Origin of the sequence: Microbacterium sp. (assembly GCF_031180975.1) — a bacterium.
Lineage (GTDB): Bacteria > Actinomycetota > Actinomycetes > Actinomycetales > Microbacteriaceae > Microbacterium.
The window spans coordinates 477116-493262 of the sequence record NZ_JAPSLI010000001.1 but is presented as its reverse complement, the minus strand read 5'-3'; the positions used below and the strand labels follow the sequence as shown (position 1 = coordinate 493262).

The window sequence follows — 16147 nt, the reverse complement described above, 5'->3', positions numbered from 1 at the left end:
CAGAACAGGAGTTCCTCCATGTCCGTGCCCAGAATCCTCGCCGGCACCAGTCTCGGCCTCGTCAGCATCCTCGCTCTCGCCGGCTGCTCCAGCCCTGCCGCAGCCGAACCGGAGAAGTCGGAGGCGGCGGCGAGCACTGTCACGGTCGAGGACAACACAGGCACGCACAAGATCGCCACCCCGCCCGCGTCGGTCGTCGCCACCGACAATCGCACCTTCCAGACCCTGTCCGACTGGGGCATCGAGCTCTCCGCCGCCGCCGTCTCGCTGATGCCCGACACCATCGGCTACGTCAAGGACAAGGGCGTCGTCGACCTCGGTACGCACAACGAACCCGACCTCGAGGCGGTCGTGGCCGCCGAGCCGGACCTGATCGTGAACGGCCAGCGGTTCGCGCAGTACCATGACGATTTCACCGAGCTCGTTCCTGACGCCACGGTGCTCGAGCTGGACCCGCGCGAGGGCGAGCCGTTCGACGAGGAGCTCAAGCGGCAGGTCACCGTCCTCGGCGAGGTGTTCGGAAAGCAGGACGAGGCGAAGAAGCTGGTCGACGACTTCGACGCCGCCGTCGAGCGCGCCAAGAAGGCCTACGACGACGCCGACACCGTGATGGCCGTCACCACCTCCGGCGGCGACATCGGCTACATCGCCCCGACCGTGGGCCGCACGCTCGGCCCGGTGTTCGACATCCTCGGACTGACTCCCGCGCTCGAGGTGCCGGAGGCCACCGACGACCACCAGGGCGACGACATCTCCGTCGAGGCGATCGCCGAGTCCAACCCGGACTGGCTGCTGGTCATGGACCGCGACGCCGTGTTCGCCAGCGAGACCCCGGACTACGTGCAGGCCGCGGAGATCCTGGAGGGCTCAGAGGCCCTGACATCCGTCACCGCCGTCAAGGACGAGCAGATCGTCTACATGCCCACCGACACCTACCTGAACGAGGGCATCCAGACCTACACGACGTTCCTCAACGACTTCGCCGACGCCCTCGAGAAGGCCGCCGAGAAGGCCGCCGAGAAGTGAGATCCGGCGCGGCGGCATCCGGCACACCAGACCGGATGCCGTCGCCCGGCGCATTCCGAGCATGACCGCCACCACCTCACAGACGCCGTCCCGCACCGCCGGCCGGCTGTTCGACACCAAGCTGCTCGTCGGCATTCTCGTCGTCGCCGCACTGCTCGCCGCCTCGCTGTTCACCGGCGTGTACGACATCGCCGGCAGGGCTGACGGCGGCGACATGTTTCAGATCACCCGCGTCCCGCGCACGATCGCGCTGGTGCTCGCCGGCGCCTCGATGGCGATGGCCGGTCTCGTGATGCAGCTGCTCACACAGAACCGGTTCGTCGAGCCGACCACGACGGGCACCACCGAATGGGCGGGGCTCGGGCTGCTCGCCGTGATGATCCTTGTTCCTCAGCCGACCATCCCGCTGCGGATGGCCGCCGCCGTGATCGCGGCGTTCGTGGGCACCCTGGTGTTCTTCCTGTTCCTCCGGCGCGTATCGCTGCGCTCCTCTCTGATCGTGCCGATCGTCGGGATCATGCTCGGCGCCGTGGTCGGCGCGTCCTCCACCTACCTCGCGCTGGTCACGAACACGCTGCAGAGCCTGGGTGTGTGGTTCGCGGGCAGCTTCACCTCCGTGCTGCGCGGGCAGTACGAGATGCTGTGGATTGTCGCGCTCGTCGGTGTGGTGGTGTTCCTCGTCGCCGACCGGCTCACGGTCGCCGGGCTCGGTGAGGAGATCGCCACCAGCATCGGCGTGAAATACGACAGGGTGATCCTGCTCGGCACTGTGCTGATCGCCGTGGTCACCGGGGTGGTCACGGTCGTCGTCGGCAACCTGCCGTTCCTGGGGCTCATCGTGCCCAACATCGTGTCGATGATCCGCGGCGACGACCTGCGCAGCAACCTGCCCTGGGTGTGCGTGATCGGGATCGGGATCGTCACGGTCTGCGACCTCATCGGCCGCACCATCATCATGCCGTTCGAGGTGCCGGTGTCGCTGATCCTGGGCGTCGTCGGCGCGGCCGTGTTCATCCTCCTTCTGCTCAGGCAGCGTCGCCGTGGCTGAGTCCGCCGTCGCCGCCCCCGCACTGCGGACGCCGCCCACCGGCATCCGCGTCTCAGGCCCCCTGTCCGCACCCGGAGCGCGCCGCCGCTATGTCACCGTTCTCACCATCCTCATCGTGCTGGCCGTCGTCTTCGCGTTCGGCCTGCTGGCATGGGACAACCCGATGCCGGTCGGCTCCGACGGCTTCTGGCGCATCGCCGCCCGCCGGGCCACCAACGTCCTCGTGATGGTGATCGTGGCGGTGTGCCAGGCCGTGGCGACGGTCAGCTTCCAGACCGTGACCACGAACCGCATCATCACGCCGTCGATCATGGGCTTCGAGGCGCTGTACCGCACCGTGCAGACCACGTCTGTGTATCTGTTCGGCGTCGCCGGGCTGGTCGCCATCCAGGGTCTCTGGCAGTTCGGCATCCAGATCGCGGTGATGGTCGGGCTGGCCATGCTGCTGTACGGTTGGCTGCTCTCGGGACGCTACGCCGACCTGCAGATCATGCTGCTCATCGGCATCATCATCGGCGGCGGCCTGGGCGCCGTCGCCACGTTCATGCAGCGGCTGCTCACCCCCAGCGAATTCGACGTGCTCGCCGCACGCCTGTTCGGCAACATCTCCAACGCCGACGCCTCCTATCTGCCCGTGGCGATTCCGTTGTGCGTCGTCGCCTCCGCGCTGCTGTGGGCGCGGTCGCGGCGCCTGAACATCATGGCGCTGGGCTCCGACACCGCCCGCTCCCTCGGCGTCGACCACCGCCGGGAGCTGCTGATCGTGCTGTTCCTGGTGGCCGTGCTGATGGCCACGTCCACCGCGCTGGTCGGTCCGATGACCTTCCTCGGCTTCCTCGTCGCGACGCTCGCCTACCAGTTCGCGGACACCTACGATCACCGGCTGATCTTCCCCGTCGCGACGCTGACGGCCTTCACGATCCTGGCCGGCGCTTACTTCGTCGTCCGCAACCTGTTCTACGCGCAGGGCGTGGTGTCCATCGTGATCGAGCTGGTCGGCGGAATCGTCTTCCTCATCGTCATCCTCAGAAAGGGGCGGCTGTGATCACCATCGACGGCGTCCGCCGTGACTACAGCAGCCGGGTCGCGATCGGTCCGCTCGACCTGCGCATCCCGGCGGGCGGCATCACCGCCCTCATCGGCCCGAACGGGGCGGGCAAGTCGACGCTGCTGACGATGATGGGCCGGCTGATGGGGATGGATGCCGGCAGCATCGCCATCGCAGGCTACGACGTCACGTCGACGAAGTCGGCCGACCTGGCGCGGATCGTGTCCATCCTGCGGCAGGAGAACCACTTCATCACCCGGGTCACGGTGCGGCAGCTGGTCGGTTTCGGCCGGTTCCCGTACTCGAGGGGGCGCCTCAACAGGGGGCGCCTCAACAGCGCCGACGAGGAGATCATCAGCCGGTCGATCGATTTCCTCGACCTCGGTGAGCTGGAGGGCCGGTACCTCGACGAACTGTCGGGAGGGCAGCGGCAGCGGGCGTACGTCGCGATGGTGCTCGCGCAGGACACCGAGGTCGTGCTGCTCGACGAGCCGCTGAACAACCTCGACATGAAGCACGCCGTGCAGATGATGCGGCTGCTTCGCCGTGCCGCAGAGGAGCTCGGCCGCACGATCGTCATCGTGCTGCACGACATCAACTTCGCCGCGCATTACGCCGACCACATCTGCGCCATGAAGGACGGGCAGGTCGTCGAGTTCGGTCGCCCGGCGGACATCATGACGGATGCCGTGCTCAGCCGCGTCTTCGACACCGAGGTGCAGGTCGTGGACGGCCCGAGCGGCCCCCTGGCCGTGTACTACTGACCCGCGGCGGTGCGCACGTTCTGGTGAGACTTCTCTTTCTGCATGAGACAGCACGCCAGTCGTGAAGTCTCATGCTGAAAGGTAAGTATCACGGCGGGTGGCGGTGGGCGATCTGGCGAGACTTCTCTTTTGACATGAGACAGCACGCCAGTCGTCATGTTTCGTGCTGAAAGAGAAGTCTCACGGCGCGGGCACGGCGCGCGCGGGCACGGCGCGCGCGGCGACGGGGCGCGGGCGGTCAGCGGCGGCGGTGGTCTTCGGGGGCGAGGCGGGGGCCGCGCCGCGGCTCGGTGGCGCCGGATGCCAGGATCAGGCGGATCACCCGATGCCGGTGGCCCTCCCACGGAGCGAGCAGTTCCAGCATCCCGTCGTCGTCGGTGCGGGAGCCGGTGAGCGCGTAGCCGACGTGATGCGCGAGGTGGAAGTCGCCGACGCTCACAGCGTCCGGGTCTCCGAGTGAGCGCGCGCGGGTCTCGGAAGCCGTCCAGACGCCCACGCCGGGCAGGGACGTGAGCACCCGGTCTCGGGCCGGGCCGTCGGCTGCCGCGGCGACGGCGCGCTGCACGCTCGCACCGCGCGCGGCGGCGCCGACGAGGGTGCGGGACTGCGGCGGCTGGACACCCGCGCGGTGCCACGCCCACGACGGGATGCGCCGCCAGACCTCGGGCGGGGGAGCGGCGAACAGCGCGCGTGGCGCCGGCCCTGGCGCGCGCTCGCCGTAGCGGGTGACGAGGGAGCGCCAGGCGCCGAACGCCTGCATCGTGGTCACCTTCTGCTCGATGATCGACGCCGCCAGCGCGTCGAAGACGCGGTCGGTGCGCGCCAGCCGCAGACCGGGATTGCGCCGTGCCGTCTCGGCGATCAGCGGATGCCGGGACGCGTCGAACCCGGTGGGATCATCGTCCGCGCCGCACAGCCGGGGTACCGACGCCAGCGCCTCGTCGGCGCCCGGCCCCCACGCCGTCGCGCGAACCTCGCCGGTCGCAGCCCGCAGCGCGAGCGTGGCGACGCCGGACGGGGTGCGGAAGGCCAGCCAGATGCGCGAGCCCTCGCGGTGCATGGTGGGATCGGTGCCGCCGCGGCGCAGCACGCCGACGGTGCGGTCGAGGTCGAGCGGATGCCGCGGGCGGTAGACCGTCTCACGCGGAGAGGTGTGCGCAACGGAATCGTTGGGGTTGGGCGGTGCCGTGGATGGCGGGTGCGCGGAGCGGACGCCTGTCGGCGGAGCGCCGGTGAGCCCGGCCGGCCGCTGCGCGGCATCCGCCATCAAGGTCATGCAAGAACCCTACGCGGCCCTGCCGACAACGCCGGTGCGCGGTCCGCGCCTCGCACCGTGTGCGCTGCAGTTTCCGGCATCCGCTGCATCGATCGATGGCGCGGATGCCGCAAGCTGGCGCGCACGTGAGAAACAGCGACAACGGCGCACCCCGCCGCACACCGCCGCACGCCTGAGGAACGGCCCGGGGCCCGCGGTTCAGAACCGGTCGGGCGACGGCGTCCCGTGACCGTAGCGGATCACGACGTCGGCGTGGCGGTCGAAGCGGTAGCCGACGCCGCGCACGGTGCGCACGATGTCCTCGTGGCGGCCGAGCTTGGCGCGCAGTCGGCGGACGTGCACGTCGATCGTGCGCTCGCCGGGTGCCTCCTCCTCGGAGGACGCCTGCCACAGCGCCGAGACGAGCTCGCTGCGCTCGATCGTGCTGCCCTCGCGCAGCACCAGGTACTGCAGCAGCTCGAACTCCTTGTAGGTGAAGCCGGCGGACTCGCCATCCAGCAGCACGCGCTTGCGGGAGATGTCGACGACGACGCCGGGCTCCTCGCTCTTCTCCTCCTCGGCAGCGGCCTTGGAGCGGGCGATGGCGCCCGGCTCCTGCAGGGCGAGGCGCACGACGTCGAGGTCGCGGCCGCCGGAGCCGTGCGGCGCGAGGGCGACGGTGGCGTGGGTCTCGGCGTTCGGGGCAAGCTCGGCGAGCGTCCGGCGCAGTGCGTCGACCAGCAGCGGCAGGCTCACGCCGGCCTCGGCGGCCTTGATCTCGTCGATGCCGACGTAGAGGGCGAAACCGCGCGGCGACCGGACGGCGGGGAGATCCGCAGTGGCCGGGTCGCTGACGGGCTTGACCGGCACGGTGCGCACGGGGGCGGTGCGGGTGGAGACGTTGCGGGCGGAGGCGGCGACGGGACGCTCGAGGAGTGCGGTGTTCGACATGATGATGGTCCTTGGGGGATGCGAGCGACGAGCTCGGAATGCGTTGCACGAATGACCGGGCGGAGCCGGTGGAGGGGCGAGCACACGGGGTGCGGTGCTCGGGACTCAGACCCCGCAGATGGCGGGAAGGACGAGTCGGTGAGGGCGGTTGCGCCTTAGCAACACATTCGGCAACACATGCCAACGCGGCCGGCCATCATCATGCCGGCAGTCCCGTTCGCCTCCTGGGCGGACATGGGGCGTGCGTTGGTGGTCATGGGGGCGATTATTTCGGATCATGACCCGCCGTGTCAAAACGTGTCGATCCTGCGCGTGTCACAGGGCGTAACGTGGGGACGTGTCGATGCCCGCTGATGCTTCCGAGTTCGTGCTCGCCGACGACAAGGACGCCTCGCGCTACACCCTCACGCGCGACGGCGTGCTGCTGAGCGTCCTGGACTACCGCGACGACGGCCGCACGATCGCCATGACCCGCGCGTTCACCATCCCGGCGTTCCGCGGCCACGGGTACGCCGGCCTGGTCGTCGAGGGAGCGGTCGCCGACATCGAGGCGCGCGGCGACCGCCGCGTCATCCCGGTCTGCTGGTACGTCGCCGACTGGTTCGACCGGCACCCCGACAAGCAGCGGCTGCTCGCCGGCCGCTGAGGCGGTCCTGCCCTCGCACGGCACGCCTCGGAGGCGATGTCGGAGGCCGTCCGTACCGTGTGAGTATGCGAATCCTGCACACCTCCGACTGGCACATCGGCCGCACGTTCCACGGGCACTCCACGCTCGCGGCGCTGTCCGAAGTGCTCGACGTGCTCGTCGAGCAGGTGCGCGAGAACGACGTCGACGTCGTGGTCGTCGCCGGTGACGTGTTCGACTCCGCCACCCCCGCCGCGGCCGCCTACACGCTGCTCGACCGGGCGCTGCTCGCGCTGCACGAGACGGGCGCGACCGTGGTGATGACCAGCGGCAATCACGACTCGGCGGCACGGCTCGGCTTCCACTCCGGGCTGCTGCGCGACGGCATCCACGTCCTCACCGACCCGCTCGCGATCGCGACGCCCGTCACGGTGCACGACGAGCACGGGCCGGTGCACTTCTTCGGCATCCCCTACCTCGAGCCGGCGATCGTCCGCCAGCACTGGACGGATGCCGACGGCGAGGGCCCCGCGCTGCGGACGCAGGCGCAGACGATGAGCCACGCCATGGACCTGGTCCGCGCGGGCATGGCCGCCCACGCCGGCCGCGCGGTCGCCGTCGCGCACTGCTTCGCGGCAGGCGTCGACGCCACCGTGGGGCTCGAGCGCGAGGTGCGCCAGGGTGGCCTCGATCTTGTCCCGATCGCCGCGTTCGACGGGCCCGACTACGTGGCCCTCGGGCACATCCACGGCCGGCAGCAGCTCGCCGATCGGGTGCGCTATTCGGGGGCGCCGCTGCACTACAGCTTCGGCGAGCAGCACAAGGAACGCGGGTCCTGGCTGGTCGAGCTCGACGCCGACGGGCTGGTCTCCACGACGTGGCTGGCGCTTCCCGTGCCGAGGCCGCTGGTGACCCTCACCGGCACGCTCGACGAGATCCTCACCGACGCCAACGTCGCGCTGCACGCCGACAGCTGGGTGTGCGCGGTCTACACCGACGCCGTGCCCCAGCACGAGCCGATGCGCCGCCTGCGCGACCGGTTCCCCTACTGCGCGCTGGTGCAGCACCAGCCCGAGGGGGCGGATGCCGCCGACGAGCGCTCCTACGCGCAGCGGCTGCGCACCGCGGTGACGGATTTCGACCGCGTCGACGCGTTCCTGCAGCACGTGCGCGCCGGTCAAGGACCGACCGAGCGCGAGGCGGAGCTGATCCACGAGGTGCTCGACGACCGGGTGCGCGCCGAGGCGCTCGTCTGATGCAGCTGCACCGCCTCGAGGTCGAGGGGTTCGGACCGTTCCGCGCCAAGCAGGTCGTCGACTTCGACGCGTTCGCCGACGACGGCATCTTCCTCATCGCCGGGCGTACCGGCGCGGGCAAGTCCAGCATCCTCGACGCCGTCTGCTTCGGGCTGTACGGCGGCGTGCCGCGGTACGACGGCGGCGAGAAGCGGTTGCGCAGCGACCACTGCGAACCCGACGACCCGACCTCCGTGTCGGTCGAGTTCAGCACGGTCGCCGGCCGGTTCCGGGTGACCCGCTCGCCCGCGTACGAGCGGCCTGCGAAACGCGGCGGCGGTATGACCACGCAGGCGCCGTCCGCGGTGCTCGAGGAGCTCACCGACGCCGGGTGGGTCGGGCGGGCCGCGCGCGTCGTCGACGTGGCCAACGAGCTCGAGGAGATTCTGCAGCTCAGCCAGGAGCAGTTCCTGCAGGTCATCCTGCTCGCCCAGAACCGGTTCGCCGACTTCCTGCTCGCCGACAGCAAGGAGCGTCAGGCGCTTCTGCGGCGGCTGTTCGGCACCGGCCGGTTCGCGGATCACCAGGCGCGCTTCGACGAGCGCCGCCGCGTGGCCGAGCAGGAGCTCAGCGGACGCCGAGCGGGCGTGGATGCGCGGCTCGAACAGGCCGAGCAGATCGTCACCGACGCGGAACTGTGGGGAGACGACGGGGCGACCGACCCGACCGCGACCACCCAGGACCGCCTCGGCGCACTGCGCCGCGCGATCACTCGCGCCGAGTATCAGGTCGAGCGCTTCACGGCCGAACGAGAGGTCGCCGAGCGTCGGCACGCCGCGGCTGACACCGCGCTGACGGATGCCAGGGAGCGTGCCCACGCACAACGGGAGCGCGACCGCTCCCGGGCGGCCCTGGCCGCGCTCGACGCCGAGGCCGACGATATCGCGGATGCCGTCGCGCGGCGCGACCGGGCGCGGGCGGCGGAGGGGTTGCATGGCCTGATCGCGGCCGCGAAGCGTGCTGCGGCCGCGCTCGCCGACGCCGAGCGGGCCGAAGCGGATGCCGTCCGCGCCGCCGCCCGGATCCCGGAACTGGCCACACTCCTGGCGGCTGACGGTTCCTGGGTCCCTGAGCTTGTCGAAGGGCCCGACGTCGCTTCGACAGGCTCGGCGACCCAAGACGGCCGGGCCCCCGACCCTGGCCGGGCTCCTGAGCCGCTGCGCGCCTGGGCGTCCGAGCGCACCCGCGAGAGCGGCGCGTGGCAGCGCGCTGCCGAACTGGAGCAGCAGGCCCGTGCACGTGATGCGGAGATCGCCGCCGCGAAGGAAGCCGTCGACACGGCATCCGCCGAGCTGGAGGCGATCGACGCCGAGCGCGCGGAGCTCCCCGCCCGCCGCGCCGAGATCACCGCCCGGCGCGACGAGGCGCGACGCACCGGCGACCGCGCCGACGATCTCGCCCGCGCGGTCGATGACGCCCGTGCCCGGCTCGCCGGGACGACCGAGGCGCAGCGGCTGCACGCGCAGCGCGAAGACGCCATCCGTGTCGAGTCCGAGGCCTCGACCGCGCACGCCGCCGCGCAGAACACGCTCGCCGACCTGCGTCGGCGCCGCTTGGACGGTTTCGCCGGCGAACTGGCATCCGCTCTGGTGCCGGGCGAGCCGTGCGCGGTGTGCGGCGCGACCGAGCATCCGGCACCCGCCGAGCACGCCGACCCGGTCTCCGCCGACGACATCGCCGCCGCGGAGACGGCCCGGGATGCCGCCGCCGAGACGGAGCGCGCCGCCACTCGGCGCGTCGCGACTCTCACCGCCGAGCACGCGGCCGCGATGGAGCGCGCCGGCGGCCGTACCGTCGAGCAGGCCGACACCGAACTCGCCACCGCGACCGAGGCGCACACCGCGGCGCTGGCTGCCGCGCATCGCGCGCAGGAACTCGACGCGCAGCTCCGTGACGCCGAGCAGCGCGCGCAGGAGCTCGAGCAGCACCGCGCCGACGTTTCTGAGATGCTCGCCGCGCTGCGCACCGCCCTCTCGCTGGCCGAGCAGCGCGCCGCGGACGCCGATAAGCTGATCGCCGCTGCGCGTGGTCATCACCCCACGGTGGCCGCACGCCTCGGCGAGGCGAAGGAGCAGATCGCCACGGCCGAGGGCGCTGCCGACGCGATCGACGATCGCATCGCCCGCGCCACGGCAGCCGCCGAGGCGATCGCGGAGCGTGACGCCGCGATCGCGGACTCCCCGTTCCCCGACGCCGGAGCGGCTGAGGCGGCGCTGCTGCCGTCATCCGAGATCGCAGCCCTCGACGCCCGCATCACGCAGCACACGGTGCAGCGCGAGAAGGAGAAGGAGATCCTGCTCGCGCTCGAGCTGCGCGTCCTCCCCGAAGACCCCATCGACCTGGCGCCGTTCGAGCAGGCCGCCGCCGACGCCCGCCAGGCCTGGATGCAGGCCGTCGACGGCGACAGCCGCGCCCGCGGCGTGCAGCAGAACCTCACAGCGCTTGTCGACGCCGCGGCCTCCGAGCACGCCGCCTCTGCCGCGCAGGCCGAGGAGTACGAGGTGCTGCGCGGCCTGGCCGACACCCTCGCCGGACGCTCCGGCAACACCCACAAGATGAACCTCGAAACCTTCGTGCTCGCCGCGGAACTCGAGGAGATCGTCGACGCCGCCAACCTGCGGCTGCACGACATGTCCGACGGGCGCTACCAGCTGCGGCACTCCGACGCGCTGGCGGCCCGCGGTGCGGCATCCGGTCTCGGCATCGTCGTCTTCGACGCCTTCACCGGCCACACTCGGCCGGCGAAATCGCTCTCAGGCGGCGAGACGTTCCTGTCATCTCTGGCGCTCGCCCTCGGACTCGCGGAGGTCGTCACGGCGCGCGCCGGCGGCATCCGGCTCGACACCCTCTTCATCGACGAGGGGTTCGGATCACTCGACGCCGACACCCTGGAGACCGCGATGCGCACGCTCGACGAGCTGCGCCAGGGCGGCCGCACGGTCGGCGTGATCAGCCATGTCGAGGCGATGCAGGAGCAGATCCCGGCTCAACTCACGGTCCGCGCCCTGCCCGACGGTCCCAGCGTCATCGACGCCCGCTGACGCCGCACTGCCCCGCACCCCGACCCGAGCGGATGCCGGTCAGACGGCGTATTCGGCCTGCACGCGCGCCCACAGCTGGGCGCTGCACGCCGCCACCATGTCGTCCCAGATCGTCGTCGCGCCGTCCTGCGCGCGATCCGACACGGCCCGCAGCACGCGGATCGGCACGCCGAACTGCTGCGCCACCCACACGAACGCGAACGTCTCCATGTCGACCAGCACGCCGCCGAGCGAGCGGATCCGCTGCACGGCATCCGCGTCGTCCACGAAGATGTCGCCCGTCGCGATGGTCAGACCCTCGCGCCCGGTCTCGATCCGCGCCGGCAGTGACACGTGCTGCCCGACGATCCCGTCCAGGTCCTGCACGTCGTGCTGGATCGCCGCGCTCACGTCGTAGACGCCGGCGTCGATGGCATCCTCCACCGCTCCCGCGGTGCCGACCACGAGCACCTCGTCGTACTTCTTCGCGTCCAGGGCGCGGGTCAGTCCGTAGGCGGCCTTCAGCTTGCCGGGGCCGGTGACCAGCCGGTCGAATCCGGGAAGGTCGGTGGGGAAGGCCTGCAGTTCGGACTCGAGGGCGGCGACGAGGAGTTTCACGTAGCCATCCTGGCAGGTGACACTGGTTACCTGACGAAGGAGGAAGCCGTGAGCATGCAGCAGCAGATCATCGCCGACCTGGGGGTGCGGCCGGACATCGACCCCGAGGCCGAGATCGAGAACCGGATCCGGTTCCTCGTCGACTACCTCACCTCGACCGGCGCGAAGGGGTTCGTGCTCGGCATCTCCGGTGGCCAGGACTCCACGCTCGCCGGACGTCTCGCGCAGCTGGCCGTGGAACGCGTCCGCGCCGAGGGTCGCGAGGCGCGCTTCCTCGCCGTCCGGCTGCCGTACAAGGTGCAGCAGGACGCCGACGACGCCCAGGCGGCCCTGGACTTCATCCGTGCCGACAAGGCGGTCGAGGTGAACATCCAGCATGGTGTCGACGGGCTCACCACCGACTTCGAACAGGCGAGCGGCGCCGACATCACCGACTTCAACCGGGGCAACATCAAGGCGCGAATCCGCATGGTCACCCAGTACGCGCTCGCCGGGCACGACGGGCTGCTCGTGATCGGCACCGACCACGCCGCCGAGGCGGTCACCGGCTTCTACACGAAGTTCGGCGACGGCGCTGCGGATGTCGTGCCGCTGGCCGGGCTCACCAAGCGCCAGGGACGCTCGATGCTGCTGCAGCTGGGCGCACCCGACCGGCTCGCCTACAAGGTACCCACTGCGGACCTGCTCGACGACCAGCCGGGTCGGCCCGACGAGGACGAGCTCGGGCTCACCTACCAGCAGATCGACGACTACCTGGAAGGACACCAGGTCGACCCCGACGTCGCCGCGCGTATCGAGGCGCGCTACGTCGCGACCAGGCACAAGCGGCACCTGCCCGTGACGCCAGCCGACGACTGGTGGCGCTGACGCCGGCCGGGGAACGTCGGAGGCCGCGGATAGTCTCGAATGAGCGGCCCCCGAAGGCCGCGGATTGGGAGCTTCCGTGCGCGTCGTCACCTCTGCCAGCCCGCCCCGCGTCGTCTGGAGCGCCAGCGACCTGAAGGCGGCGGCCGAGTGCGAGTTCGCTTGGGCGCGGGCGCTCGACGCCAAACTCGGCCGCGTGCCCGCGGTCGAGGAACCAGAGGACGTCACCCTGGCGCGCGCCGCCGAACTCGGCGACGTGCACGAGCGGGCCGTGCTCGCCGACTACATCGCCGAGCACGGCGAGGCGTCGGACGGCGGCCCCGGCGTGGTCGCCCTGCCGAAGGTGTCGTCGGCGGATGCCGTCGAGCTGGGCACCGCGGTCGCAGAGACCGAACGGGCGCTGCGGTCCGCGGCGACCGTCGTGTTCCAGGCCGCGTTCGCCACCGACGAGTTCGTCGGGTTCGCCGACTTCCTGCGCCGCGACGCCGACGGTCGCTGGCGGGTGCAGGACACCAAGCTCGCCCGCACTGCCCGCGTTACCGCACTCATGCAGCTCGCGGCATACGTCGACCAGCTCGACCGGCTCGGCATCCCGCGGGCCGACGAGGTCGACCTGATCCTCGGCGACCGTACGGTCAGCACGCACGCCGTCGACGACCTGCTGCCGCTGTTCCATGTCCGCCGCGCTCGGCTCCGGGCCCTGATCGCCGACCGTCGCATCCACGACGGGGTCGCGGGCGAACCGCTCGCGTGGGGCGACGACCGCGACGATCTGCAGATCACCGCATGCGGGCGCTGTGCCACGTGCGAGGAGCAGGTGACCGCGCACCGCGACCTGTTGCTGGTCGCCCGCATGCGGCCGGTGCAGCGGCAGCGGTTGCGCGCCTCCGGCATCCGCACCATCGACGAGCTCGCCGAGGCGACCGATGCGCCGGACGGCATGAACGGCGACACCTTCGCCGCCCTGCGTGCCCAGGCCCGGCTGCAGCTGGGCGCGCCCGCGGAGCCGGGGGAAGCGCCGCCCTTCGAACTGGTGTCGGCGAACGCCATCAGCCTGATGCCGCGGCCCAGCCGCGGCGACATCTTCTTCGACTTCGAGGGCGACCCGCTGTACACCGAACAGGTCGGGGCCGGGCAGAGCGCGCAGTGGGGCATCGACTACCTCTTCGGCTGGACCGACAACGCCCAACAGTACAGCGCGCTGTGGGCGCACACCTTCGCCGACGAGAAGCAGGCGCTGCTGGACTTCCTGGAGTTCGTCAAGGTGCGCAGGCAGACGCACCCCGACATGCACATCTACCACTACGCCCCGTACGAGACCGCGCATCTGTCCGCGATGGCCGCCCGCCACGGTGTCGGGGAAGCCGACGTCGATCGCCTGCTCCGCGAGGGCGTGTTCGTCGACCTGTATCCGATCGTGCTGCGGTCTGTGCGGGTGGGCTCGCGGTCGTACTCGATCAAGAAGCTCGAACCGCTGTACATGGGTGCCGAAGTGCGCACCAGCGATGTGCAGAAGGGTGACGAGTCCATCGTCCAGTACGTGCAGGCGCGCGAGCTGCTGGCGCACGGCCGGGGTGCCGACGCGCAGGCGATCCTGGACGATCTGGCCGACTACAACCGGTACGACTGCGTGTCGACGCGGCGCCTTCGCGACTGGCTGATCGGCCTCGCGCGGCAGGCGGGGGTGCTCCCCGCTCCCCCCGACGATCCGGAGACCCGCGCCTACGAGCCGTCGCCGCTGTCGGTGTCGCTGCAGAACGAGGCGCAGCGGGCGCAGGCGGAGGGGCGCGACGGTGAGGCGTACCGTGTCGCCGCGGCCGCGATCGACTACTACCCGCGCGAGGCGAAGAGCTTCTGGCAGGGACATTTCCAGCGGCTCAGGGAGCCGGTCTCGCTCTGGGAGAGCACTCGCGACGTGCTGCGGATCGACCAGGAGGCCAGCGCCGTCGAGGAGGACTGGGCCGTCGATGAGGGCCGGCGTGCGCAGACGCGGCTGCTGCGGCTTCGAGGCGAGGTCGCCCCTGGCAGCACCATCGGCGTCGGCGGCCGCCCGTTCGCGCTGTACGCAGCCCCGCCGCCGTTCGACGTGCACGCGCCGTCGCGGGTGATCCACGTCCCGCACGAAGTGGAGATCGTCGAGGTGCTCGACGACGGCTACCTGGTGCGCGAGCGCACCGTTCAGGGACAGATCTGGGACGAGCTGCCGCTCGCCCTCACCCCGGCCGCTCCACCGAACGTGGCGTCGCAGCAGGGCGCAATCGAGGAGTGGGCCGGCACCGTGCAGCACGCCGCGCCGGAGTTCCCGAGGGACCCGGCCACCGACATCCTGCGTCGCGCCGTGCCCCGGACCATCTCCGGCCGGCCGCTGCCCGACCCGGGCGACGACACGGTGGATGCCATCGTGCGTGCGGTTCTGGATCTCGACCGCAGCTACCTGGCGGTGCAGGGCCCGCCCGGCACCGGCAAGACCTACACCGGCTCGCACGTGATCTCCCGACTCGTCCGTGAGCACGGTTTCACCGTGGGGGTGGTCGCGCAGTCGCACGCGATCGTCGAGAACCTGCTCGAGCGCGTCGTCGCCGACGGGGTGCCGGCCGAGCAGGTGGCGAAGGCGCCGAAGGACCCGGATGCCGACCCGTGCTTCACCGTCATCCGCAAGGACGGAATGGCGGCGTTCCTCGCCGAGCACGCCGAGCACGGCGCCGTCGTCGGTGGCACGGCGTGGGACTTCAGCAACACCCGCCGGGTCGACCGCGCCGGGCTCGACCTGCTCGTCATCGACGAGGCCGGTCAGTTCTCGTTGGCGTCGACGATCGCGGTGGCCGCCGGTGCGAAACGGCTGCTGCTCCTCGGCGACCCGCAACAGCTCCCGCAGGTCAGCCAGGGTGCGCACCCCGAACCCGTGGACACCTCGGCTCTGGGCTGGGTGATGGACGGGGATGCCGTCATCGACCCCGCCTACGGCTACCTCCTCGCTGAATCCTGGCGCATGCATCCCGCTGTCGCGGCGCCGGTGTCGCGGTTGTCGTACGCCGGCAAGCTGGCGTCGGCTCCCGGGGCCGAGCACCGCATCGTCGAGGGGGTGGAACCCGGGCTGCACGTGGTGCCGGTGCGGCACCGCGGCAATGCGACCCAGTCGGCCGAGGAGGCCGCAGAAGTGGTGCGGATCGTGCGCGACCTGATCGGTCGCACCTACGCGGACAACGGGGACGCGCCACGTCCGCTCGGCGAGGAGGACATCATCGTCGTCGCGCCGTACAACGCGCAGAAGCAGCTCATCCACGAAGAGCTTTGCGCGGTGGGTCTCGGCCGCGTCGCGGTGGGCACCGTGGACAACTTCCAGGGCAAGGAAGCGGTCGTGTCCATCACGTCGCTGGCGGCGTCCAGCGGTCGGGACGCGCCGCGCGGCCCGGAGTTCCTGCTGCTGCAGAACCGTCTCAACGTCGCCATCTCGCGGGCCAAGAGCGTCGCCTACCTGGTGCACTCACCGGCGCTGCTGGACGACCTGCCGTGGACCCCGGAGGGTGTTGCCCGGCTCAGCGCGTTCGCCCGTCTGGTCGGAGCCGACCGCGACGCCTGAGCGCGGAGTCCCCGCCCGGTGGGCGAGTGTCGCGCGCCGTGCCTGTGCCCGTG

General features: G+C 71.2%; 12 protein-coding genes. 9 read left to right on the top strand and 3 right to left on the bottom strand.

What is annotated here, in order from left to right; all coding sequences use genetic code 11:
- The first annotated feature begins 18 nt into the window (after positions 1–18).
- The 4 genes from RIF65_RS02285 to RIF65_RS02270 all read left to right on the top strand — a co-directional run bounded on the left by RIF65_RS02285 (position 19) and on the right by RIF65_RS02270 (position 3886).
- Positions 19–1026 (top strand): siderophore ABC transporter substrate-binding protein, encoded by a 1008-nt coding sequence (locus RIF65_RS02285; protein ID WP_309065873.1) that lies wholly within the window; start codon positions 19–21, stop codon positions 1024–1026.
- A gap of 61 nt (positions 1027–1087) precedes the next feature.
- Complete coding sequence (locus tag RIF65_RS02280; RefSeq protein WP_309065872.1) at positions 1088–2074, top strand: ABC transporter permease; 987 nt, start codon at positions 1088–1090, stop codon at positions 2072–2074.
- Positions 2067–3119, top strand: a complete 1053-nt coding sequence (locus RIF65_RS02275) for an iron chelate uptake ABC transporter family permease subunit (RefSeq protein WP_309065871.1) — start codon at positions 2067–2069, stop codon at positions 3117–3119. Before RIF65_RS02280 ends, RIF65_RS02275 begins: the two co-directional genes overlap by 8 nt.
- A complete protein-coding gene (locus RIF65_RS02270; RefSeq protein WP_309065870.1) occupies positions 3116–3886 on the top strand; it encodes an iron ABC transporter ATP-binding protein in 771 nt (256 codons plus the stop codon). Before RIF65_RS02275 ends, RIF65_RS02270 begins: the two co-directional genes overlap by 4 nt.
- A 238-nt stretch (positions 3887–4124) precedes the next feature.
- Here RIF65_RS02270 and RIF65_RS02265 read toward each other — a convergent pair whose 3' ends face one another.
- A complete protein-coding gene (locus RIF65_RS02265; protein ID WP_375142118.1) occupies positions 4125–5153 on the bottom strand; it encodes a DNA-3-methyladenine glycosylase family protein in 1029 nt (342 codons plus the stop codon).
- A gap of 207 nt (positions 5154–5360) precedes the next feature.
- Positions 5361–6092, bottom strand: coding sequence for a winged helix-turn-helix domain-containing protein (locus RIF65_RS02260; protein ID WP_309065868.1), 732 nt, complete (start codon positions 6090–6092; stop codon positions 5361–5363).
- A gap of 343 nt (positions 6093–6435) precedes the next feature.
- On the opposite strand from RIF65_RS02260, the gene RIF65_RS02255 reads away from it, so the two are divergent.
- From RIF65_RS02255 to RIF65_RS02245, 3 genes are all read left to right on the top strand, one after another.
- Positions 6436–6738 (top strand): GNAT family N-acetyltransferase, encoded by a 303-nt coding sequence (locus RIF65_RS02255; protein WP_309065958.1) that lies wholly within the window; start codon positions 6436–6438, stop codon positions 6736–6738.
- A gap of 65 nt (positions 6739–6803) precedes the next feature.
- Positions 6804–7973: an exonuclease SbcCD subunit D gene (locus tag RIF65_RS02250; RefSeq protein WP_309065867.1), complete on the top strand. Its 1170-nt coding sequence runs from the start codon at positions 6804–6806 to the stop codon at positions 7971–7973.
- Positions 7973–11053 (top strand): SMC family ATPase, encoded by a 3081-nt coding sequence (locus RIF65_RS02245; protein WP_309065866.1) that lies wholly within the window; start codon positions 7973–7975, stop codon positions 11051–11053. The genes RIF65_RS02250 and RIF65_RS02245 overlap by 1 nt, the downstream gene beginning before the upstream one ends.
- 39 nt (positions 11054–11092) lie before the next feature.
- Here the strand turns inward: RIF65_RS02245 and RIF65_RS02240 are convergent, their stop codons facing one another.
- Positions 11093–11650: a phosphorylase family protein gene (locus tag RIF65_RS02240; RefSeq protein WP_309065865.1), complete on the bottom strand. Its 558-nt coding sequence runs from the start codon at positions 11648–11650 to the stop codon at positions 11093–11095.
- A 54-nt stretch (positions 11651–11704) separates the two neighbouring features.
- Here RIF65_RS02240 and nadE point away from each other — a divergent pair, with 54 nt between their 5' ends.
- Complete coding sequence (gene nadE, locus RIF65_RS02235; protein ID WP_309065957.1) at positions 11705–12517, top strand: ammonia-dependent NAD(+) synthetase; 813 nt, start codon at positions 11705–11707, stop codon at positions 12515–12517.
- Positions 12518–12593: 76 nt separating this feature from the next.
- A complete protein-coding gene (locus tag RIF65_RS02230; protein WP_309065864.1) occupies positions 12594–16094 on the top strand; it encodes a TM0106 family RecB-like putative nuclease in 3501 nt (1166 codons plus the stop codon).
- Positions 16095–16147: the final 53 nt, after the last annotated feature.

What these genes read in the sequence shown, in the direction of transcription:
- RIF65_RS02285 (WP_309065873.1), top strand. Translation starts at nt 19, where the DNA reads ATGTCCGTGCCCAGAATCCTCGCCGGCACCAGTCTCGGCCTCGTCAGC.
- RIF65_RS02280 (WP_309065872.1), top strand. Translation starts at nt 1,088, where the DNA reads ATGACCGCCACCACCTCACAGACGCCGTCCCGCACCGCCGGCCGGCTG.
- RIF65_RS02265 (WP_375142118.1), bottom strand. Translation starts at nt 5,153, where the DNA reads ATGGCGGATGCCGCGCAGCGGCCGGCCGGGCTCACCGGCGCTCCGCCG.
- RIF65_RS02260 (WP_309065868.1), bottom strand. Translation starts at nt 6,092, where the DNA reads ATGTCGAACACCGCACTCCTCGAGCGTCCCGTCGCCGCCTCCGCCCGC.
- RIF65_RS02255 (WP_309065958.1), top strand. Translation starts at nt 6,436, where the DNA reads ATGCCCGCTGATGCTTCCGAGTTCGTGCTCGCCGACGACAAGGACGCC.
- RIF65_RS02250 (WP_309065867.1), top strand. Translation starts at nt 6,804, where the DNA reads ATGCGAATCCTGCACACCTCCGACTGGCACATCGGCCGCACGTTCCAC.
- RIF65_RS02245 (WP_309065866.1), top strand. Translation starts at nt 7,973, where the DNA reads ATGCAGCTGCACCGCCTCGAGGTCGAGGGGTTCGGACCGTTCCGCGCC.
- nadE (WP_309065957.1), top strand. Translation starts at nt 11,705, where the DNA reads ATGCAGCAGCAGATCATCGCCGACCTGGGGGTGCGGCCGGACATCGAC.